Genomic DNA, 21,801 nt, shown 5'->3' on the forward strand with positions numbered 1-21,801 from the left:
TGCTCCTTAGAAAGGAGGTGATCCAGCCGCACCTTCCGGTACGGCTACCTTGTTACGACTTCGTCCCAATCGCCGATCCCACCTTCGACGGCTCCCTCCCACAAGGGGTTAGGCCACCGGCTTCGGGTGTTACCGACTTTCATGACGTGACGGGCGGTGTGTACAAGGCCCGGGAACGTATTCACCGCAGCGTTGCTGATCTGCGATTACTAGCGACTCCAACTTCACGGGGTCGAGTTGCAGACCCCGATCCGAACTGAGACCGGCTTTAAGGGATTCGCTCCACCTCGCGGTATCGCAGCCCTCTGTACCGGCCATTGTAGCATGTGTGAAGCCCTGGACATAAGGGGCATGATGACTTGACGTCGTCCCCACCTTCCTCCGAGTTGACCCCGGCAGTCTCTCACGAGTCCCCGCCATTACGCGCTGGCAACATAAGATARGGGTTGCGCTCGTTGCGGGACTTAACCCAACATCTCACGACACGAGCTGACGACAGCCATGCACCACCTGTACACCGACCACAAGGGGGCCTACATCTCTGCAGGTTTCCGGTGTATGTCAAACCCAGGTAAGGTTCTTCGCGTTGCATCGAATTAATCCACATGCTCCGCCGCTTGTGCGGGCCCCCGTCAATTTCTTTGAGTTTTAGCCTTGCGGCCGTACTCCCCAGGCGGGGTACTTAATGCGTTAGCTACGGCACGGAGTCCGTGGAAGGAGCCCCACACCTAGTACCCACCGTTTACGGCATGGACTACCAGGGTATCTAATCCTGTTTGCTACCCATGCTTTCGCTTCTCAGCGTCAGTTACTTCCCAGAGACCCGCCTTCGCCACCGGTGTTCCTCCTGATATCTGCGCATTTCACCGCTACACCAGGAATTCCAGTCTCCCCTGAAGTACTCTAGTCCGCCCGTATCGCCTGCAAGCTTAAGGTTGAGCCCCAAGTTTTCACAAACGACGCGACGAACCGCCTACAAGCTCTTTACGCCCAGTAATTCCGGACAACGCTCGGACCCTACGTATTACCGCGGCTGCTGGCACGTAGTTGGCCGGTCCTTATTCTACAGGTACAGTCACTTGCGCTTCGTCCCTGTCAAAAGCGGTTTACAACCCGAAGGCCGTCATCCCGCACGCGGCGTCGCTGCATCAGGCTTTCGCCCATTGTGCAATATTCCCCACTGCTGCCTCCCGTAGGAGTCTGGGCCGTGTCTCAGTCCCAGTGTGGCCGGTCACCCTCTCAGGTCGGCTACCCGTCGTCGCCTTGGTGAGCCGTTACCTCACCAACAAGCTGATAGGCCGCGGGCCCATCTCGCACCGATAAATCTTTCCACCACAAGACATGCATCTCGTGGTCATATCCGGTATTAGACCCGGTTTCCCAGGCTTATCCCGAAGTGCAAGGCAGATCACCCACGTGTTACTCACCCGTTCGCCGCTCGTGTACCCCGAAGGGCCTTACCGCTCGACTTGCATGTGTTAAGCACGCCGCTAGCGTTCGTCCTGAGCCAGAATCAAACTCTCCGTTGAAGACTCTCGAAACAACCCTCCCAARGGGAGAGCGAATCAAAATTATCTAACTAGAGTCCGAAAACCTAGCAAAACAAAACACCAGCAAAAAGATTCGCTGTTGTTCAATGTCCAACCTCCCACGACCGGGGGGTACATGAAAGATTGGAACCAATAATAATTATTGGCACTGACATTCATCGACACACTATTGAGTTCTCAAAGAACACACGCACANTCCCACGACCGGGGGGTACATGAAAGATTGGAACCAATAATAATTATTGGCACTGACATTCATCGACACACTATTGAGTTCTCAAAGAACACACGCACACACTTCTACCAACAACATGTCGTCGGGGTTTCRGTGAGGCAAGGGTTCAAACTTAGCTCAAGGCAWTCACCGGAAGCAAATCCGGTTGAYGTAACCCTGAACACATGATCAGTCAGGCGCTCAACGTCCTACCTCGTGTCCCAGCCASTGGCTGAGTCGGTGTCCGTGTCGCTCTGACTGGAATAAAGTTACGTGCCGACAAACGCGAAGTCAAATCGGCTGGTCAGAGGCCCTATTTCGGCGCATCGACCCGTTCGACCTGTCCCCCGAGCGCCTGCATCTGCTCGACGAACCTCGGATAACCGCGGTCGATGTGATAGACGTCGTGCACTTCGGTGACGCCGTCGGCGACGAGGCCGGCCAGGACCAGGCCCGCTCCCGCGCGGATGTCGGAAGACCAGACCGGCGCACTCGACAAGCGCGGGATCCCACGGACCACCGCATGGTGACCGTCGGTCCTGGCATCGGAGCCAAGTCGGATCATCTCCTCCACGAAACGGAACCGCGCCTCGAAGACGTTCTCGGTGATCATCGAGGTGCCGTCGGCGATGGCGGCCAGGCCGATGGCCATCGGCTGCAGGTCGGTCGGGAAACCGGGGAACGGCAGCGTCGCGAAGTTCACCGCGCGCGGACGTTCGGCCTGCACGACCCGGAAGCCGTTGGGCTCGTAGGAGATTCGCGCACCGGCCGAGCGCAGCTTGTCCAGCACCAGGGCGAGGTGCTTGGGGTTGACCCCGGTGACACGGACGTCGCCCGTGGTCATCGCGGCGGCGATCCCCCAGGTGGCGGCGACGATGCGGTCGCCGATCACCCGGTGTGTGGTGGGCGAGAGGCTCTTGACGCCCTGCACGGTGAGCACGGAGGAACCGGCACCGTCGATCTGCGCACCCATCTGGACGAGCATGGTGCACAGGTCGACGATGTCGGGCTCGCGCGCCGCGTTGTCGATGACCGTCTCCCCCTCGGCCAGGACCGCGGCCATCAGGATGTTCTCGGTCGCGCCCACCGACGGGAAGTCGAGGCGGATCCGCGCGCCCTGCAGCTGTTCGGCCGACGCCACGACGCAACCGTGCTCGATCGCACTGGTCGCACCGAGCAGACGTAGCCCCGCCTGGTGCATATCGAGGGGGCGCGAACCGATGGCGTCACCACCGGGTAGCGCCACCACGGCACGTTTGCAGCGCGCCATCAGCGGACCGAGCACACACACCGAAGCGCGGAACTGGGTCACCGCGGGGAAGTCCGCGTGGTACTTGGGTTCGGCGGGGGTATCGATGGTCACCACCGAGTTGTCGCCGCCGACGTCGTCGGAGATCGTCACATCGCAGCCGAGGCCGCGCAGCACCTCCGCCATCAAGGGGACATCGAGGATGTCAGGGCAGTTGGTGATGGTGGTCGTGCCCTCGGCCAGCAACGAGGCAGCCATCAGCTTCAGCACGCTGTTCTTCGCGCCGCCGACCGCGACCTCGCCGACGAGTCGATTGCCGCCGGAGACCAGAAACCGTTCGCTCACCACGCCAGCTTATCGACCGTCACGCGACGACACGCCCCCCTGCCACGAAAGAACAAGAAACCGACCGATTCTCCGCGTCGGAGAGTCGCTTTCAGCGGGGCAGCCCGCCGCCGGGCTGCCACAACACGTCGCCGGAAGGATTGGTGGCGCGGCTGAGGATGAACAGCAGGTCCGAGAGTCGATTCAGATATTTCGCGGGCAGCACACTGGTGTCGTCAGGGTACGTTTCGACAGCGGACCACGCGGATCGCTCGGCGCGCCGCACCACGGTGCGGGCTGTGTGCAACAACGCAGCCAACGGCGTGCCGCCGGGCAAGATGAACGAATTCAGCGGTGCCAGACCGTCGTTGAACTCGTCACACCACTTCTCGAGCCGGTCGATGTAGGGCTGGGTGATGCGCAGCGGCGGGTACTTCGGTTCGGCGACAACCGGGGTGGACAGGTCGGCGCCCGCGTCGAACAGATCGTTCTGGATCTGGCGCAACACCGTCAGCACAGCGGGTTCGGGCGCACCGAGGGCGACGGCGACACCGAGGGCGGCGTTGGCTTCGTCGCAGTCGGCGTAGGCGATCAGCCGTGGATCGTTCTTGGCGACGCGAGAGAAGTCGCTGAGACCGGTCGTGCCGTCGTCACCCGTACGGGTATAGATCCGGGTCAGATGCACGCTCACGATGGGCCTCCACGAGTACGGCGGGCGCGATCGGACGGTCGCGACTCCACCCAGGACAGAAAAGCCGCCATCGAACCGCGGTCGAGCGCTAGCTCGAAACTGCTCTGCGGATCGGTGACGGCTACCACCACGATGTCATCGGTCATGATGTCGAATTCGTCGCCCTGCGGCGCTCGGCGCTCGACGATCTCGAGACCCTGCCGATGCACCGTGGAGTCGGGACCGAATTTCAAGCTGGTCAGTTTGAAGAAGACGAGGCGGTCCTCGTCGTAGCGAATGAGCCCGTGCCGCCAGCCGTGGCCGCCGCGCGCGGGCAGTGCGCGTAGTAGCGCGGCCGTGCCCCCTCGGCGCAACATCACCAGGCGATATGTCGATGCACCGGCTACGAACACGAGCGTCAGCACCAGAATGATCAGGAGAACCATCCCGGTTTGCAATGCTGTACGCCCTTTCGTTCTTGCCGGTGTCCAAGACACCCCCGCTCCGATATTCAATCACGACCGCCACGGGACGCTCCGGCCGGATCGTTCATCCCCACGAAAACGCTGCGCAAACAACTCTGCCGGCGCGGAACCGAAGTTCCGCGCCGGCAGAGCGTGTTCTACTGCGATCAGTCGGTCACGGTCGCTTCGACCGCGCGCACCTGGCCCTGCGCCGCGCGCAGCTCCACCTCGGTGGCGCTCGCGTCGGAGAGCACCTTGCGCGCCGCGTCGACGTCGACCTCACCCGCGAGATCCGCGGACTCGGCCAGCACACGCACGGTGTCGGCGGTGACCGAGAAGAAGCCGCCGTGCACCGCGGCGACGATCCGCTCGCCGTCGGTCGACACGATGGAAACCGTGCCGCCCTCGACGAGCTGACCGAGCAGCGGCTCGTGGCCTGCCATGATGCCGATCTGACCTTCGGTGGTCTGCGCGCTGACGAACGAAGCCTGGCCGGACCAGATCTTGCGCTCGACAGCTACGAGATCAACTGTCATCTCCGCCATAGTGGACTACTTCCCGAGGATCTTCTTCGCGGCTGCCTCGACGTCGTCGAGACCACCGCAGGAGTTGAACGCCTGCTCCGGGTAGTGGTCGAACTCGCCCTTGCAGACACGGTCGAAGTCGTCGATGGTCTGTTCCAGCGGAACGACCGAGCCGACCTGGCCGGTGAACTTCTCGGCGACGATGAAGTTCTGACCGAGGAACTTCTCCAGGCGACGGGCGCGACCGACGAGGACCTTGTCCTCTTCGGAGAGCTCGTCCATGCCGAGGATGGCGATGATGTCCTGCAGTTCCTTGTACTTCTGCAGGATCCGCTTGACCTCGTTGGCAACCCGGAAGTGACGCTCGCCGACGATCGAAGCCTCGAGGATACGAGAGGTCGAGGTCAGCGGGTCGACGGCCGGGTAGATGCCCTTCTGCGAGATCGGGCGCGAAAGCTCGGTCGTCGCATCCAGGTGGGCGAAGGTGGTCGCCGGCGCCGGGTCGGTGTAGTCGTCGGCGGGGACGTAGATCGCCTGCAGCGAGGTGATCGAGCGACCCTTGGTCGAGGTGATGCGCTCCTGGAGCTGACCCATCTCGTCCGCCAGCGTCGGCTGGTAACCCACGGCCGAAGGCATGCGACCCAGCAGGGTCGAGACCTCGGAACCGGCCTGGGTGAAACGGAAGATGTTGTCGATGAAGAGCAGCACGTCCTGGTGCTGGACATCGCGGAAGTACTCCGCCATGGTCAGCGCCGACAGGGCCACGCGCATACGCGTGCCCGGCGGCTCGTCCATCTGGCCGAAGACGAGGGCGGTGTCCGGAAGGACGCCCATCTCTTCCATTTCCAGACGGAGGTCGGTGCCCTCACGAGTACGCTCACCGACGCCCGCGAACACCGAGGTGCCCGAGAACTCGCGAGCGATACGGGTGATCATCTCCTGGATCAGAACGGTCTTGCCGACACCGGCACCACCGAACAGACCGATCTTGCCGCCCTTGACGTACGGGGTCAGCAGGTCGATGACCTTGACGCCGGTCTCGAGGATCTCGGTCTTGCCCTCGAGCTGGTCGAAGCTCGGCGGCTGACGGTGGATGCCCCACTGCTCGCCGTCCCGGCCGAGGCCGGGGGTGTCGAGGCAGTCACCGAGGGCGTTGAACACGTGGCCCTTGACGATGTCGCCGACGGGCACCGAGATCGGCTTGCCGGTGTCGGTGACAGTCGCGCCACGGACCAGGCCGTCGGTCGGCTGCATCGAGATGGTGCGCACGATGTTGTCGCCGAGGTGCTGAGCGACCTCGAGGGTGAGGGTCTTGGCCACCGACGGGAGCTCGATGTCGGAGTTCAGAGCGTTGAACAGCTCGGGAATGGCGCCACGCGGGAACTCGACGTCCACGACGGGGCCGATGACACGGACGACGCGACCAGCGGTTTCGCCCGCCTTCTTCGCGTTGTCCTGAGTGACAGCTGCGGTCATTAGATTGGTTCTCTTCCTGCGCTACTTAGTCGCGGTCCGAGCTCGACGCCAGCGCATTGACGCCGCCGACGATTTCGCTGATTTCCTGCGTGATCTGGGCCTGACGCACCGAGTTCGCCTCGCGCTGGAGCACATTGGCCAGCTCGTTGGCGTTATCGGTCGCCGCCTTCATTGCGGTGCGCCGAGCCGCGGACTCGGATGCCGCTGCCTCGAGCAACGATGCGTAGATACGCGTGTTGATGTACTTGGGCAGCAGAGCCCCGAGCAGCACATCGGCGTCCGGCTCGAACTCGTACTGTGCCGTGGCCACCGCGTTCGGTGAGTCCGACATCATGTCGTCGCCGAGCTCGTAGTTCTCGTCGACGTAGCTGACCTGGATCGGCGCCAGACGGCGCACCTCCGGGTTCTGGGTCAGCATCGACACGAACTTGGTGTACACGATGTGCAGCTCGTCGACACCCTCGATGGTTCCGGTTTCGTCGAGCGAGGTGACCTCGCCGTCGGAGCCGGCCATGAAGGCCTCGACCAGGTGCTTGCACGCGGCCGACGCGTCGGTGTACTTGGGCTGCTGGGAGAAGCCAGCCCACGACGCCTGGAACGGACGGTTGCGGAACTTGTAGTACGTGATGCCCTTACTGCCCATCACGTACAGAACGGGTTCCTTGCCGTCGCCACGCAGCGAGGTCATGAGCTCCTCGGCACGCTTGAGCACGTTCGAGTTGTAGCCACCGCACATACCGCTGTCACTGGTGATCACCAGGACAGCGGCCCGACGAGCGTTGGCACGCTCGGTCAGCAGCGGGTGCGACAGGTTCTTCGACGCGCTCGCCAGTTCGCCGAGGACCTTGGTGATCTCCTCGGCGTACGGCTTGGCAGCCGCAACCCTGGCCTGGGCCTTGGAAATTCGCGAGGTCGCGATCAGTTCCTGAGCCTTGGTGATCTTCTTGATCGAATTCACACCACGAATGCGGGAGCGCAATTCGCGCAAACTTGCCACTAGCGGTTCACACTCCCTTCATTCGCCAGATCGGAAATTGCCGACATCATGACCCGGCTTACTTGTCGACGTGCTTGCGAGTGACCGACAGCGACTCGACCTCTTCGTGGTCCAGCTCGCCCGCGGCAGCCTCGTTCACGATGCGATTGCCGTCCGAATCGAGGAAGCCCTGCTTGAACTTGTCGGTTTCGGCCTTGATCGCGTCGGCGGCCTCGCCGGCGAGCGGCTTCTTGCCACCCTCGAGCGCGTCGAACGAGGACTGGGTCGCACCGTGCAGGTACTCCAGCAGCTCATTGGTGAAGCGACGCACGTCGGCGACGGGCACCGACTCGTAGTAGCCGGCGTCGACCAGGAAGATCGAGACGACCTGATCCTCGACCGAGACCGGGGAGTACTGGTCCTGCTTGAGCAGCTCGACCCAGCGGGCGCCACGCTCGAGCTGCGCCAGCGACGCGGCATCGAGGTCGGAGGCGAAGGCGGAGAACGCCTCCAGCTCGCGGTACTGCGCCATTTCCAGACGCAGCGAACCGGCGACCTTCTTCATGGCCTTGGTCTGGGCGGCGCCACCGACGCGGGAAACCGAGGTACCGACGTTGATCGCCGGGCGGACGCCCTTGTTGAACAGGTCGGACTCGAGGAAGACCTGGCCGTCGGTGATGGAGATGACGTTGGTCGGGATGAACGCCGAGACATCGTTGGCCTTGGTCTCGATGATCGGCAGACCGGTCATCGAGCCCGCGCCCATCTCGTCGGACAGCTTCGCGCAACGCTCCAGCAGACGGGAGTGCAGGTAGAAGACGTCACCGGGGTACGCCTCGCGGCCCGGCGGACGACGCAGCAGCAGCGAGATGGCGCGGTACGCCTCGGCCTGCTTGGTCAGGTCGTCGAACACGATGAGGACGTGCTTGCCCTGGTACATCCAGTGCTGGCCGATGGCCGAACCGGTGTACGGAGCCAGCCACTTGAAGCCGGCGGAATCGGAGGCCGGGGCCGCGACGATGGTGGTGTACTCCATCGCGCCGTGCTCCTCGAGCGCGGTCTTGACGCCCGCGATGGTGGAGCCCTTCTGGCCGATCGCGACGTAGATGCAGCGAACCTGCTTGTCGACGTCGCCGGTCTCCCAGTTCGCCTTCTGGTTCAGGATCGCGTCGATCGCGACGGCGGTCTTGCCCGTCTTGCGGTCGCCGATGATCAGCTGACGCTGGCCGCGGCCGATGGCCGTCAGCGCGTCGATCGCGGTGATACCGGTGGCCAGCGGCTCTTCGACCGGCTGACGCTCCAGCACGGACGCGGCCTGCAGCTCCAGCACGCGGCGCTCGTCGGACTCGATCTCGCCCAGGCCGTCGATCGGCTGGCCGAGCGGGTTGACGACGCGACCGAGGAACTTGTCACCCACCGGGACCGAGAGCACGTCGCCGGTGCGACGGACCTGCTGGCCCTCTTCCAGCGAGGCGTACTCGCCGAGAATGACGGCACCGATGTTGGTGTCCTCGAGGTTCAGCGCGACGCCGAGTACCCCGCCGGGGAACTCGAGCAGCTCGTTGGCCATCGCCGAAGGCAGGCCGCTGACGTGCGCGATACCGTCGCCGGTATCGGTCACGACGCCGACTTCTTCGATGGAGGTTTCCGGGGTGTAGCTCTGGGTGTAGCTCTCGATCGCGCTACGGATCTCGTCGGAGGAGATCGTCAGCTCCGCCATGTTGTTCCTGCTCTCGCTGTGGTCTCGAATGTCGGGGGTCGGAAAAATACTGCGTTGAGCGCCCTTTTCAGGACAGTGCCCGACGCAGCTTCTCCAGTCGGCCGGTGGCGCTGCCGTCGATCACGTCGTCTCCGACGCGCACGACGACGCCGCTCAGCAGCGTCGGGTCGACCTGCACGTGCACGGTGACCGCCTTGCCGTAGATCCGCTGCAGGGAAGCCGACAGCTTCGCCTTCTGCTGATCGGTCAGCTCGACCGCCGAGTGCGCGTGGGCGACGATCTGGTCACGACGGGCCGCCGCCAGATCGGACAGGGCGTCGAGGGCGACGCCGATGTTGTTGGACCGCAGGCGGGTGACCGCCTGCTCGGCCAGCGCCAGGGTGACCGGCTCGACCTTGCCGGTGAGCAGCCGCTCGATCAGTTCGCGCCGCGCCGAGGCGGGCTTGCCGTGATCGGAGAGGGCCTGCTCCAGCTGCGGGTTGTCGGCGACGATGCGTCCGAGCCGGAACAGCTCGTCCTCCACCGCGTCCTGCCGGCCACCGACGGCGGCCGACTCCAGCAGAGCCTCCTGCCCGAGCAGCACCAGGGTGTCGACCAGATCGCGGGTGCGTGACCAGTTCTGTGCCACCGCGGTGGTCAGCACTGCCTGCGTGGCAATGCTGACCTTGCCGCCGAAGACCCGCTCACTGAGTTCAGCGCGCGCCGAACCCGGCACCGAGGCGTCCGCGAGCGCCACACGCAGCGAACGCTGGTCGTCCAGCACGGCGACAACGGCGAACAGTTCCGACCCCGTTGTGGCCGCAACAGTTTCGCTTCCGGTCAGAGCGACCCGAAGCGCCTCGCGAGACCGGGTACTGGCCTCGCGGCTCGCTGCGTACATGCTTCTCACTTTCGCGTCGCTACCTTCCGACCCCGATGGCGTCGGTGTCGTCGAGTTCGCTGAGGAACTTGTCGATCGACGCCGCCTGCTTGGCTTCGTCCGAAACAGACTGACCGATGATCTTCTCGGCCAGGTCGACGGCCGTACGGCCGACCTCGGAACGCAGCTCCGTCAGGATCTGCTGGCGCTGGGCTTCCAGCTGGGAGTGACCGGCGGCGACGATGCGGTCGCTTTCGGCCTGGGCATCCGTGCGCATCTGCGCGAGGATCTGCTGACCCTGGGTGCGTGCTTCCTCACGGATGCGCGCGGCCTCGAGCCGGGCGTCGGCCAGCTGCTGCTGATACTGCTCCAGCGTGTGCTGCGCCTCGACCTGGGCTGCTTCGGCCCTGGCGATACCGCCTTCGATCTTGTCCGTGCGCTCTTCGAGTGTCTTGGTCACACGCGGGATCACGTATTTCCAGAAGAGCACGCCGATGATGACGACGCAGACGATCGACCAGACGATGTCGTACGTTTCGGGAACGAGAGGATTCACATCCTCTCCACCCTCAGCTGCGAGCGTGATGAGTTCGCGCATCGGAATCAGAAGATGAAGCCGGCGACGAGGCCGATCAGCGCCAGGGCCTCGGTGAACGCGATACCGAGGAACATGGTGGTACGGATCTGGCCGGACAGCTCGGGCTGGCGAGCGATGCCCTCGATGGCCTTACCGACGACGATACCCACGCCGATGCCGGGGCCGATCGCGGCCAGACCGTAGCCGATGGCGCCGAAGCCCTTGAAGGTGCTCTCGGTGGTCGCGGCTTCCTGGGCCAGGTAAGCGAGGCTCATGAATCTTTCCCTTTCTGTTGCTCACCCGCCGGTCGGCGTGTGTAGCAGGTTTCCGGTAGTTGTTTCAGTCAGGTCAGTGGTCGGCAGCGTGCTGTGCTTCGCCGATGTACACAGCGGCCAGCAGGGCGAAAACGTAGGCCTGCAGCGCGATGACCAGCAGCTCGAACAGCGTGAACCCGATGCCCGCGAGCAGCGAGAACGGCGAGAAGATCTTCATCCACGCGGTGGCGTCGAACAGGAAGTACCAGGTCGCGCTGAAGAACAGCACCAGCATGATGTGGCCGGCCAGCATGTTGGCCATGAGTCGCACGGTGAGCGTGAACGGGCGCAGGATGAAGGTCGAGATGAACTCGATCGGGATCAGCAGCACGTGCAGCGCGATCGGCACGTCGGGAACGACGATGCTGTGCCGGATGTAGGAGAAGAACCCGTACTTCCGGATACCGACGAAGTTGTACGTGATGTACACGATCGCGGCCAAGACCAGCGGCATGCCGATGCGCGCATTGGACGAGATGTTCAATCCTGGAATCACACCGGAGAAGTTCAGGAACAGAACCGTGAAGAAGATCGTCGCCAGCAGCGGCAGGAACTTCTTACCGTTTTCCTTACCGAGTACTTCGTCGGCGATCTGCTCCTTGACGAAAACCACACCGGCTTCCATCACGTTCTGCAGGCCGCGCGGCACGATCTTCGGTGCGCGGAAAGCCAGCACGAACACGATCACCACAACGGCGGTCATCAACAGGCGGACCAGCATCAGACGATCGAGTTCGAACGGCGTACCCTCGAACAGCACTGCTGGAGGGAAGAAGTCGGACAGCGATGGCGCGTGGAACTCGCCCGCCGCCAAAGTGATGACGCTCAGCGTTCTCTCCCGTGTTCGGGCCGCGGGTACGACGGTCATTCCCGCGGTTCGATCGGACATTGACGATCAATGGGGTCGACTCTGGTCGGCTCGAAATTCGACAGCCGCTCGTACGGTGTAACCCGTATCGGCTTCTGTTCGGGCGTCGGCGACATCGTCGACATGCTTCAACCGGGCACATTCCACCCGGATCGGCAGTAAGCATAGCGGCACCGGGTGGGATCGTCAGGATCCCCCCTGGTAACTCGAGGCAATGCCCCGAGTTTGTCGGGCCGAGCCTCTAGCTTGGGTGCTTGCTTACCAACACTTTACCAAGCTATCTACGACAGTGTGTAGCTGGGTGGGATTATTCCTGCTCGGAAGCCGTTTCGCTGTCTCCCGCGCGTGTCGTGACGTACGGAACCTTCTGGCTCACAACGCCGTACGTCTCGGCGCCGAGGACGATCAGCAGGGCCCCCACCACCGTAAAGAACAGCGCGGGCCTGCTGTAGAAGTCGAACTGGTTGAGCACGACGATGACCAGCAGCGCCACCAGCATCTTGCCGACCCAGCTGACCAGCATCACCGCACCGGCCATGGTCGGCGGCAGCTTCGCGCCGAGCAGCACCGCGACGACCGTGGTGAGGATGAATCCACCACCGATCGCGGCGCCGAGCAGCGCGCCCCAGAGACCGGCCGTCCCGGCCACCGCCGAGGCGATCGCCACGGAGACGACCACGAGCACGCCGAGGCCGATGAGGCCGTAGCGCAGCGCGGCGCGCAGAGGAGCGTCGGGGCCTGGCACGGTTTCGGGTGTAAAGCTCACGGCCCGGACTTTACCTTGCGCGCCGAACTCAGTGGTGCGTCGACTCCGACCTACGCACCGACGGGATCGCGGTCACTACCAGCGCGAACACCAATCCGCCTGCCACCAGCAGGACAACGAGGCGTCTATCCATCAAGGAAGTCCCCACCGCACCGAACGCGAGTACGCCGACCCATAAATAAATCAGCAAGACCACACGCCGGTGCGAATGTCCGATCTGGAGCAATCGGTGGTGCAGATGCATTTTGTCCGGTGTGGAGAAACTCACGCCCGCGCGCACTCGCCGCACGATCGCCAGCAACAGATCGAGCACCGGAATGAACATCACCGCGCCGACCAGCAACAGCGGTGACAGCAGACCGACAATGTCGCGCGGGCCGTAACCCTGCAGCGGAATTCGGCCGGAGGCGCCGGTGGATACCGCGGCCAGGATCAAACCGATCATCATCGAGCCGGTATCGCCCATGAATATTCGGGCGGGCGAGAAATTGTGCGGCAGAAATCCGAGGCAGGCGCCCGCCAGCGCGGCGGCCAGCAACGCGGGCGGATAGGTGTCGACCGAACCGCCCTGGTCGTAGAGCAAACCGATGGAGAACACGAAAACCGCGGTCGCGCAGATCAAACCGAGGCCGGCGGCCAAGCCGTCCAATCCGTCGACGAAGTTCATCGCATTCACGAGGGTGACGGTGATGCCGACGGTGACCAGACCGCCCTGCAACGCGTCGAGCACCACGGTGGTGTCGTTGAACGGGTTATAGATCACGTACCAGCTCAGGCCCATCACGGCCATGACGCCCGCCGCGGTGATCTGGCCGACGAATTTGGTGAGCGCGTCCAGGCCCCACCGGTCGTCGACGATGCCGACGACCACGATGATCGTCGCGGCGACCAGCACCGCCGGGATATCCGGGGCGTAGTCGAAACCTCTTCGCAGCGCGGGCAATTGGTGTGCGAACAACACCGCGGCGACGACACCGACATACATGCCGACACCGCCCATTCGCGGCACCGGCTTCACGTGCACATCGCGCTCACGCGGCACCGCCACCGCGCCGAACGCGATAGCGAGCACCCGGACACCACCGGTGGCCAGGAAGGTCACCGTGGCCGAGACGAGCAGCACGAGCAGTAGCTCGCGCAGGGGAACGACTGAGCTCATCAGCGGCGTGCGATCACCGCTGCGCGGAACTGATCAGGGCTTCCGGCACCATCCCGAGCACCTCCGCGATATCGGCCACCGACACAGCACCCTCCCGCAACACCCGCGGCTGATCCGCGGTGAGATCGACGATCGTCGAGGCAACGGCGTGCTCGGCCGGACCACCGTCGAGATACACACTCGCCAGTGAACCCAGCTGCTCACGCGCCTGCGCGGCGGTGGTCGCGGGCGGCTGCCCCGACACATTGGCGCTGGACACGGCCAGCGGCCCGACCTCACGCAACAGTTCGAGCGCCACCGGATGCAACGGCATCCGCAACATCACCGTGCCGCGGGTATCACCGAGGTCCCACGCCAGCGAGGGCGCGGCTTGCACAACAAGACTCAGCGCACCGGGCCAGAACGCGCGAATCAGATCCCGCGCCTGCGGTCGCACCGAGAACACCAGCCCATCGATCGTGTGCCACGACCCGACGAGCACCGGCACCGGCATATCCCGCCCACGCCGCTTGGCGGCCAGCAGGTCACTCACCGCGGCGGAATCGAACGCGTCGGCGGCGAGGCCGTAGAGCGTGTCCGTCGGCATGACGACCAATCGCCCGGACTTCAACGCGCTGGTCGCGGCGGTGATGCCCGCCGCCCGCGAATCAGCCTCAGCACAGTCATAGACGGTACTCACAGCGTTTCCGCCTCTCCGCGAATTTTTTGCATTTCCGCCTCCCGGAGACTCTGCGGTCTTCGGGTGCGGCAAGAGTCTAGCTGCCGGGCCTGCGGCGAGATGTGGGGGGACTTTTGGACGCCCCCGGCGAGTTACCCATGTTCTCTCGAGATCAGCCGTCGCGAGAGTTGCTCGGAGTGCGCTCGGAAGCGCTGGGTCGCGAGGGCATTGGTTCGACCTCGCGGATTCCGCCCGATCGGAGTTAGCCGAGGCGTGCGACGACGAAGCGGGGCTTATCGGCGAGGTCGGTGTGCTCGACGATCTCGGTGAAGTCGGCTGTCGCGAGCAGAGCAGCCGCTCCCCCACCGTTGGTGTCGTCGTGTTCGATGGCGGTGGCGCCGCCGGGGCGCAGGAGCCGGGCGATGGTGGGGATCATCGCCCGGATGACGTCGAGGCCGTCCGGGCCGCCGAAAAGGGCTCGATGGGGGTCGTGGTCAGCTACCTCGGGTTCGAGGATCGCGGCTTCGGGGATGTAGGGCGGGTTGGCGACGACCAGGTCGACGGTATCCGTCAGCGCGGTGAGCAGGGCCGGGTCGGTGACGTCACCGGCGTAGAGGGTGACCGGGGTGTCACCGTCGGCGATGCGGGCGTCGGCGTTGCGGCGGGCCCAGGCGAGGGCATCGGGGTCGAGCTCGACCGCGTGGACCTCGGCGTCGGGGCGGGCGTGGGCGATGGCCAAGGCCAGCGCGCCCGAGCCCGTGCACAGGTCGACGACGATCGGCGCGTGGTCGCGCGGGAGAGTCTCGAGGTAGGCCAGCGCCCACGCGAACAGCAGTTCGGTCTCCGGGCGCGGCACGAAGACGCCGGGGCCGACTGCGAGGTCGATCTCCCCGATCGCCGCCGTTCCGGTCAAGTGCTGCAAGGGAATTCGCGCGGCCCGCTGTTCGATCAGCGCGCGGTACCGGTCGGCGATCTCGGGCTCGACCATCGGGATCAACGCCAGCCGCATGCGCTCGGTGCCGAGCACATGGGCGGCCAGGTTCTCCGCGTCGGGCATCGGCGAACCGACGCCCGCCTCGGCCAGCCGCGCGGCGGCTTCGACGATCAGCGGCCGCAACCGGAGACGTTCGGTCACCGTGTCAGTCCGCTCATGCCGATCACTCGGCAGCCATGCGGGCGTCGCGATCCGCCTTGCCGAGCGCGTCGAGCAGCGGGTCGAGATCACCGTCGAGGACCGCGTCGAGATTGTGCGATTTGAACCCGATCCGGTGATCGGCGATCCGGTTCTCCGGGAAGTTGTAGGTGCGGATCCGCTCGGAGCGGTCGACCGTACGGATCTGGCTGGCGCGACCGGCCGCGGCTTCCTGGTCGGCATGCTCCTCGGCCAGCGCTTGCAGCCGCGCGGCGAGCACCTGCATGGCGCGCGCCTTGTTCTGCAACTGGGAGCGTTCGTTCTGACAGGTCACCACGATGCCCGACGGCAGGTGAGTGATGCGGACCGCGGAGTCGGTGGTGTTGACGCCCTGGCCGCCCTTGCCGGAGGACCGGTAGACGTCGATGCGCAGGTCGGTCTCGTCGATCTGAACCTGCTCGACCTCGTCGGGCTCGGGGTAGATCAGCACGCCCGCGGCAGAAGTATGGATGCGGCCCTGCGATTCGGTCACCGGCACGCGCTGCACCCGGTGCACGCCGCCCTCGAACTTGAATCGCGACCACACCCCGTCGCGCGCGGCGTCCTTGCTCTTGATCGACAGCGTCGCGTCCTTGTATCCGCCCAGGTCGGAATAGGTGACGTCGAGGGTCTCGACCTTCCACCCGTGCCGCTCGGCGTAGCGGATGTACATGCGGGCCAGATCCGCCGCGAACAGCGCGGATTCCTCGCCGCCCTCGCCGGACTTCACCTCGAGCACCACGTCGTCCCCGTCGTGCGGGTCGCGCGGGGCGAGCAAGTCGGCGAGAGCCTGTTCCAGCTCCACCAGCTGTGTCTCCAGCCCCGGCACCTCCGCGGCGAACGAGGCATCGTCGGAGGCCAGCTCACGGGCGGCCTCCAGATCGTCGCGCACGGTCTCGAGCTTGCGATAGGTGCTCATCACCGGCGCCAACTCGGCGAACCGCTTACCCACCCGTCGCGCCGCACCCGCGTCGTTGTGCAACGACGGATCGGCGAGCTGCATCTCCAAGCCCGCGTACTCGGCCAGGATGTCGTCGATAGCGGACGGCTGCGTCACAGAAGGTTCCTTATGGTGTGGAAAAGCGATTACCTCGGGTAGAGAAACCACCGACGCCCGGCCTGCTGATGCAGTACCGGGCGTCGGGGGAGGTAACTAGGAGGCGTCTTCGGCCGTCTTGGCACCCGCGCGCTTGCCGTAGCGAGCCTCGAAGCGAGCCACGCGGCCGCCGGTGTCGAGGATCTTCTGCTTGCCCGTGTAGAACGGGTGGCACTGCGAGCAGACCTCGACCGAGATCTGGCCGGACTCCTTGGTGGAGCGAGTCTGGAAGGTGTTGCCGCAACCACACACAACGGTGGTGTCGACGTACGTGGGGTGGATTCCTGCCTTCATGGGCGTCCTCTCGATAATGGTCGCCGGGTCGTAGCTCCATGGAGTGGAGTACGTGAACCGGAACCGACTAGGCGGGAGTCTGCGAGAACTCGCAGACACACAGCGGTCCAGTATGCCAGATCAGGCCGCACTCACTCAGAACACCCCCCACCTCCGGTTTGTTCCCTGCTACATAGCGGCTGGCGCCGCGGTTCTCGGCGCTTGACTCCGCCTCTTCCCTCCCTGCGGGCACTCCTTCGTCGCACCCTCCGGTCAGTCCATCGGCGGAGGCGCGCCGAGAACAAAACAAGGGCCCCGCCGAAGCGAGGCCCTTGCCAGTAGTTCTAGACGATCACTCGTCGAGAGCGCTCGGTGCGGTCTTGGAGACCGTCATCAAGAACTCGAGGTTGTTCTTGGACTTGCGCAGACGATCCATCAGCAGATCGATCGCCTGGTGCGAGTCCAGACCCGACAGCACGCGCCGCAGCTTGTGCACGACAGCCATCTCGTCGGGCGAGAGCAGCAGCTCGTCGTGGCGAGTGCTCGACGGGTTGATGTCCACCGCGGGGAACACACGCCGCTCGGCGATCTTGCGGTCGAGCTTGAGCTCGGCGTTGCCGGTGCCCTTGAACTCTTCGAAGATCACCGTGTCGCCGGTGGAACCGGTCTCCACCATCGCCGTGGCGATGATGGTGAGCGAGCCACCGTTCTCGATGTTGCGTGCCGCGCCGAGGAAACGCTTCGGCGGGTACAGCGCGGTCGAGTCGACACCACCGGAGAGGATGCGGCCCGACGCAGGCGAGGAGTTGTTGTACGCACGACCCAATCGGGTGATCGAATCGAGCAGCACCACAACGTCTTTGCCCATTTCCACCAGACGCTTGGCACGCTCGATGGCGAGCTCGGCGACGGAGGTGTGGTCACCCGGCGGGCGGTCGAAGGTGGAGGCGATGACCTCACCCTTCACCGAACGCTGCATATCGGTGACCTCTTCGGGACGTTCGTCGACCAGGACAACCATGAGGTAGCACTCGGGGTTGTTGATCGCGATCGCGTTCGCGATGTCCTGCATGATCGTGGTCTTACCCGCCTTGGGCGGGGACACGATCAGCGCACGCTGGCCCTTACCGATCGGCATGATCAGGTCGATCACGCGCGTGGTGAGCTTGTTCTGCGCGGTTTCCAGGCGCAGGCGCTCGTTCGGGTACAGCGGGGTGAGCTTCTGGAAGTCCGGCCGACGACGCGCTGCTTCGAGCTCGCCACCGTTCACGGTGTCCAGGCGAACCAGCGGATCGAACTTCTGTCGCTGGTTGTTCTGCTCGCCGTCGCGCGGGGCACGCACCGCACCGGTGATCGCGTCACCGCGGCGCAGGCCGTTCTTGCGGACCAGGTTCATCGACACGTACACGTCGTTGGGGCCGGCGAGGTAGCCGGAGGTCCGCACGAACGCGTAGTTGTCGAGGACATCGAGAATGCCCGCGACCGGCTGCAGGACGTCGTCCTCGCGAATGTCGTAGTCGCGGGCCTCGGTCTGGCCACCGCCGACGGGACCACCATCGCGGTCACGACCACGACGACGCTCGCGGAATCGACGACCCCGGCGACCGCGGCCGCCTTCCTCGTCGTCACCACCACGGTCGTCGCGGGGACCGCGATTACCGCCGGTGTTGCCGTTCTGGCTCTGGTTCTGGTTGCGCTCGTTCTGATTACGGTCGCCACCGGTGCGCTCGCCACGGTCGTTGCCGCCACGGTCGTTGCCGTTGCGCTCGTTGCGCTCGGCACCGTTGCGGTCGCCACGATCACGTCGGCGTTCGCCCTGGTCGCCGCCCTCGGCCTTATCGGCCTGCTTGGTCTCCTCGGCGCGGTTCTCGGCGGGTGCGCGGTTCTCGGCGGGGGCATTGTCGCCACCACCGGAACGGGCCTGGTCACGCCCACGGCGCTGCCTACCACGACCACGCTGACCACCGTCGCGACCGGAATCCTCGCCTGCCTCGGCGGGGGCATCGGTCTTGACCTGCCCGGTCGCGGCCGGTTCGGCCGGCGCCTCGACGGTCTTGGCCTCGGTGGCCTTGACCTCGGCGGGAGCCTGCTTCTCGGCGGGCGCGGCCTGCTTCTCGGCGGCCTTGGCGGACTTCTCCACCTTCGCGGGCGCTTCGCTCTTAGCAGGCGCTTCGCTCTTGGCAGGCGCTTCGCTCTTGGCAGGCGCTTCGCTCTTGGCAGGCGCTTCGTTCGCGACAGGCGCGGCGGCCGTCACGGCGGCGGGCTTGTCACCCTTGGCCGGCGCTCCGGATTGATTTTCCTTGATAGCGGCGATGAGATCGCCCTTACGCATTCCGGAGGTACCTCGGATACCGAGCTCCCCCGCCAGTGCGCGCAACTGCGGCAACAGCATTCCAGTCAGCCCCGATCGTGCGACGTCGGTTTGTTCGCTCATTTTCGAAATCTGTCCGGATTCACTTTCGCGGCTGCCCGAGTTCGTAGGGTTGGAATCCACCCCGGGTGTCGCGAGCAGGTCCGTTTCTGTCACGGAAGTCCTTTCCTTCCCTCGAATGCCGTGTGCTGATTCGAGGGTTCCGTTCCGTAGACCCGGCAACATATGCCGAGCTCGGATTATGCGTCCATGTTCGACGCCTGTGCCGTACTACCCGCCGCGGGAGGACCGGAGGCCTTCGCCACCAGAAGACAGTGGTGAGGGGAGCGATTGCCCTGATGAAGCACCGGCGTCTGATGCGCACGATGTACGGACTTGCTCAGAATAGCTGCCTATTGCGAACAACGGCAAGGCAGGCACGCCGTCAGTCGATCGATACTCCGGCGGCGATGCCGGGCTCGACCACGCGCAAACCGTCCGATTCGGCCTGTTTGCGCAGGTCATCGGGGAATTCTTCGGTGGTCAGCGCGAGAATCGTCGGGCCGGCGCCCGAAACCGTCGCCGCGATTCCCGCAGCGCGCAGCAGCTCGATCCACTTCGTGGTGAGTGGTAGCGCGGGTGCACGCTGGGTCTGGTGCAACCGGTCGGCGGTGGCCGACATCAGCAGATCGGGGCGTTCGGTCAGCGCGACGACGGCCAGCGCCGCCCGGCTGACGTTGAACGCCGCGTCGCCGTGGGGAACCTGCTCGGGCAGCAGCCCTCGGGTGTGCGCCGTGGAGGAGCGTTCCTGTGGGATCAGCACCACCGGACGAAGAGCCGACGCCGGGGTGAGCCGCACGGCCCGGTAGGCGCGGGTCTGCGCGGCATCGGTTTCGGTCCACGACACCACGATTGCCCCGAGCACGCTGGCGGCGGCATTGTCGGGATGGCCTTCGAACTCCGAGGCGAGCTGCACCAGCCGGTCGTCGTCCATGCGCAGCGCGGGGTCGAACTTCGCGGCCAGCCCGGCGCCCGCGGCCAGCCCCCCGACCACGGCCGACGCGCTGGAACCGAGCCCACGCGAGTGCGGAATCACGTTGCGGCACACCACGTCGAGACCGTCGGCCCACACACCCAGCGATTCCAGTCCACGCTCGATCGCGCGGACCACCAGATGTGTTGGGCCCCAAGGCACGTCGTCGGCGCCTTCACCCTCGACACGGATGTCGAGCCCCGATGCGGTAGTGCGCACCACGATTTCGTCGTAGATGCCCAATGCCATTCCGAGACAATCGAATCCGGGACCGAGATTGGCCGTGGAGGCGGGAACGCGCACGGTCACTTCGAGACCGGCGGGCAGCGTCGCTGTCATCAGCGTGGGCTCGGGTGCGGTCAACTCAGGCCAGCTCGAGTTCACGGGCGATAGCGACCGGGTCGACCGCGATCGGCTTGACCTCCGGCATTCCGGCCAGCGCGTTGTCGGGGTCCTTGAGACCGTTGCCGGTCACGGTGCACACGACGGTCAGGCCCGAATCCAGCCAGCCTTCCTTGCGCGCGGCCAGCAGACCGGCCACGCTCGCGGCCGACGCGGGCTCGACGAAGACGCCCTCTTTCGCGGCGACGAGGCGGTAGGCGGCCAGGATCTCGTCGTCGGTGGCCGCGCGGAAGGCGCCACCGGACTGCTCCTTGGCCTCCATCGCACCGTTCCACGACGCCGGGGCGCCGATCCGGATAGCGGTCGCGATGGTCTCCGGGTCCTTCACCGGCGCGCCGTTGACCAGCGGCGCGGCACCGGCGGCCTGCACACCGAGCATGCGCGGCAGCACCGAGGTGATGCCGTCGGCGTGGTACTCGCGGTATCCACGCCAGTAGGCGGTGATGTTGCCCGCGTTGCCGACCGGCAGCACGTGCACATCGGGCGCCTTGCCGAGCACGTCGCAGATCTCGAACGAGGCGGTCTTCTGGCCTTCGATACGCGCCGGGTTCACCGAGTTCACAAGGCCGACCTGCGGAAACTCCGCGGTCACCTTGCGCGCCAGCTCGAGACAGTCGTCGAAGTTGCCCTCGACCTGGATGATCTTGGCGCCGAGCATCACGGCCTGGGCCAGCTTGCCCATCGCGATCTTGCCCTGTGGGATCAGCACCGCGCATTCCATGCCCGCGCGGGTGGCGTACGCCGCGGCCGAGGCCGAGGTGTTACCGGTCGACGCGCACAGCACGGCCTTCTGGCCGCGGTACTTGGCGTCGGTCATCGCCATGGTCATGCCGCGGTCCTTGAACGAACCGGTCGGGTTGGCACCCTCGACCTTGAGGTACACCTCGCACCCGGTGAGCGCGGACAGGTGCGGCGCGGGGACCAGCGGGGTACCGCCCTCGAACAGCGTCACCGGCTCCCAGTCGGCCGCACCGGCCAAGCGGTCGCGGTAGGCAGCGATCAGACCGGGCCAGCGCGAGTGCACGCCCAACTGCGGTGCGATTCCAGTCGTGCTCATGCCAACGCTCCCTGCGTCGCGGCGCAACCATGCGCGCACGTGTCTTCTGCG

General features: G+C 65.2%; 20 protein-coding genes and 1 rRNA gene. All 21 read right to left on the minus strand.

What is annotated here, in order from left to right; all coding sequences use genetic code 11:
• Nucleotides 1–10 precede the first annotated feature (10 nt).
• The 21 genes from ASD42_RS17180 to thrC all read right to left on the minus strand — a co-directional run bounded on the left by ASD42_RS17180 (nucleotide 11) and on the right by thrC (nucleotide 21,750).
• Nucleotides 11–1,529: ribosomal RNA gene (locus ASD42_RS17180) — 16S ribosomal RNA — on the minus strand.
• A gap of 548 nt (nucleotides 1,530–2,077) precedes the next feature.
• Nucleotides 2,078–3,358: a UDP-N-acetylglucosamine 1-carboxyvinyltransferase gene (murA, locus tag ASD42_RS17185; protein ID WP_056819138.1), complete on the minus strand. Its 1,281-nt coding sequence runs from the start codon at nucleotides 3,356–3,358 to the stop codon at nucleotides 2,078–2,080.
• Nucleotides 3,359–3,449: 91 nt separating this feature from the next.
• The gene (locus tag ASD42_RS17190; protein ID WP_056817888.1) at nucleotides 3,450–4,028 is read right to left on the minus strand and encodes a cob(I)yrinic acid a,c-diamide adenosyltransferase; all 579 of its coding nucleotides are present in this window, start codon (nucleotides 4,026–4,028) and stop codon (nucleotides 3,450–3,452) included.
• Nucleotides 4,025–4,453, minus strand: coding sequence for a DUF2550 domain-containing protein (locus tag ASD42_RS17195; RefSeq protein WP_056817890.1), 429 nt, complete (start codon nucleotides 4,451–4,453; stop codon nucleotides 4,025–4,027). The genes ASD42_RS17190 and ASD42_RS17195 overlap by 4 nt, the downstream gene beginning before the upstream one ends.
• A gap of 185 nt (nucleotides 4,454–4,638) precedes the next feature.
• A complete protein-coding gene (locus ASD42_RS17200; protein WP_056817892.1) occupies nucleotides 4,639–5,016 on the minus strand; it encodes a F0F1 ATP synthase subunit epsilon in 378 nt (125 codons plus the stop codon).
• A 6-nt stretch (nucleotides 5,017–5,022) separates the two neighbouring features.
• Entirely contained in the window at nucleotides 5,023–6,471 is a 1,449-nt protein-coding gene (gene atpD / locus ASD42_RS17205) for a F0F1 ATP synthase subunit beta (RefSeq protein WP_056817894.1), read from the minus strand.
• Nucleotides 6,472–6,496: 25 nt separating this feature from the next.
• Nucleotides 6,497–7,468 (minus strand): F0F1 ATP synthase subunit gamma, encoded by a 972-nt coding sequence (locus ASD42_RS17210; protein ID WP_056817896.1) that lies wholly within the window; start codon nucleotides 7,466–7,468, stop codon nucleotides 6,497–6,499.
• A gap of 58 nt (nucleotides 7,469–7,526) precedes the next feature.
• Complete coding sequence (gene atpA / locus ASD42_RS17215) at nucleotides 7,527–9,167, minus strand: F0F1 ATP synthase subunit alpha (protein WP_056817898.1); 1,641 nt, start codon at nucleotides 9,165–9,167, stop codon at nucleotides 7,527–7,529.
• A gap of 67 nt (nucleotides 9,168–9,234) precedes the next feature.
• Complete coding sequence (locus tag ASD42_RS17220; RefSeq protein ID WP_056817900.1) at nucleotides 9,235–10,047, minus strand: F0F1 ATP synthase subunit delta; 813 nt, start codon at nucleotides 10,045–10,047, stop codon at nucleotides 9,235–9,237.
• 19 nt (nucleotides 10,048–10,066) lie between these two features.
• On the minus strand, nucleotides 10,067–10,624 hold the full coding sequence (locus ASD42_RS17225) for a F0F1 ATP synthase subunit B (RefSeq protein ID WP_056817902.1): 558 nt from the start codon (nucleotides 10,622–10,624) through the stop codon (nucleotides 10,067–10,069).
• Nucleotides 10,625–10,629: 5 nt separating this feature from the next.
• On the minus strand, nucleotides 10,630–10,878 hold the full coding sequence (locus ASD42_RS17230; RefSeq protein WP_056817903.1) for an ATP synthase F0 subunit C: 249 nt from the start codon (nucleotides 10,876–10,878) through the stop codon (nucleotides 10,630–10,632).
• Nucleotides 10,879–10,951: 73 nt separating this feature from the next.
• A complete protein-coding gene (atpB, locus tag ASD42_RS17235; protein WP_082844077.1) occupies nucleotides 10,952–11,806 on the minus strand; it encodes a F0F1 ATP synthase subunit A in 855 nt (284 codons plus the stop codon).
• Nucleotides 11,807–12,092: 286 nt separating this feature from the next.
• Nucleotides 12,093–12,551: a hypothetical protein gene (locus tag ASD42_RS17240; protein ID WP_056817905.1), complete on the minus strand. Its 459-nt coding sequence runs from the start codon at nucleotides 12,549–12,551 to the stop codon at nucleotides 12,093–12,095.
• Nucleotides 12,552–12,579: 28 nt separating this feature from the next.
• A complete protein-coding gene (locus tag ASD42_RS17245) occupies nucleotides 12,580–13,710 on the minus strand; it encodes an MraY family glycosyltransferase (RefSeq protein WP_056817908.1) in 1,131 nt (376 codons plus the stop codon).
• A gap of 13 nt (nucleotides 13,711–13,723) precedes the next feature.
• Entirely contained in the window at nucleotides 13,724–14,389 is a 666-nt protein-coding gene (locus tag ASD42_RS17250; RefSeq protein ID WP_056817909.1) for an L-threonylcarbamoyladenylate synthase, read from the minus strand.
• A 241-nt stretch (nucleotides 14,390–14,630) separates the two neighbouring features.
• Nucleotides 14,631–15,503: a peptide chain release factor N(5)-glutamine methyltransferase gene (gene prmC, locus ASD42_RS17255; protein WP_056817911.1), complete on the minus strand. Its 873-nt coding sequence runs from the start codon at nucleotides 15,501–15,503 to the stop codon at nucleotides 14,631–14,633.
• Between the two features lie 22 nt (nucleotides 15,504–15,525).
• Entirely contained in the window at nucleotides 15,526–16,596 is a 1,071-nt protein-coding gene (gene prfA / locus ASD42_RS17260; protein WP_056817913.1) for a peptide chain release factor 1, read from the minus strand.
• Nucleotides 16,597–16,692: 96 nt separating this feature from the next.
• Entirely contained in the window at nucleotides 16,693–16,929 is a 237-nt protein-coding gene (gene rpmE / locus ASD42_RS17265) for a 50S ribosomal protein L31 (RefSeq protein WP_056817915.1), read from the minus strand.
• Nucleotides 16,930–17,260: 331 nt separating this feature from the next.
• Entirely contained in the window at nucleotides 17,261–19,435 is a 2,175-nt protein-coding gene (gene rho / locus ASD42_RS17270; RefSeq protein ID WP_084787184.1) for a transcription termination factor Rho, read from the minus strand.
• Between the two features lie 268 nt (nucleotides 19,436–19,703).
• Complete coding sequence (gene thrB, locus ASD42_RS17275) at nucleotides 19,704–20,630, minus strand: homoserine kinase (RefSeq protein ID WP_056819144.1); 927 nt, start codon at nucleotides 20,628–20,630, stop codon at nucleotides 19,704–19,706.
• A gap of 25 nt (nucleotides 20,631–20,655) precedes the next feature.
• Nucleotides 20,656–21,750, minus strand: coding sequence for a threonine synthase (gene thrC / locus ASD42_RS17280; protein WP_056817917.1), 1,095 nt, complete (start codon nucleotides 21,748–21,750; stop codon nucleotides 20,656–20,658).
• Between the last annotated feature and the right edge of the window lie 51 nt (nucleotides 21,751–21,801).

The organism is Nocardia sp. Root136 (assembly GCF_001427185.1).
GTDB lineage: Bacteria > Actinomycetota > Actinomycetes > Mycobacteriales > Mycobacteriaceae > Nocardia > Nocardia salmonicida.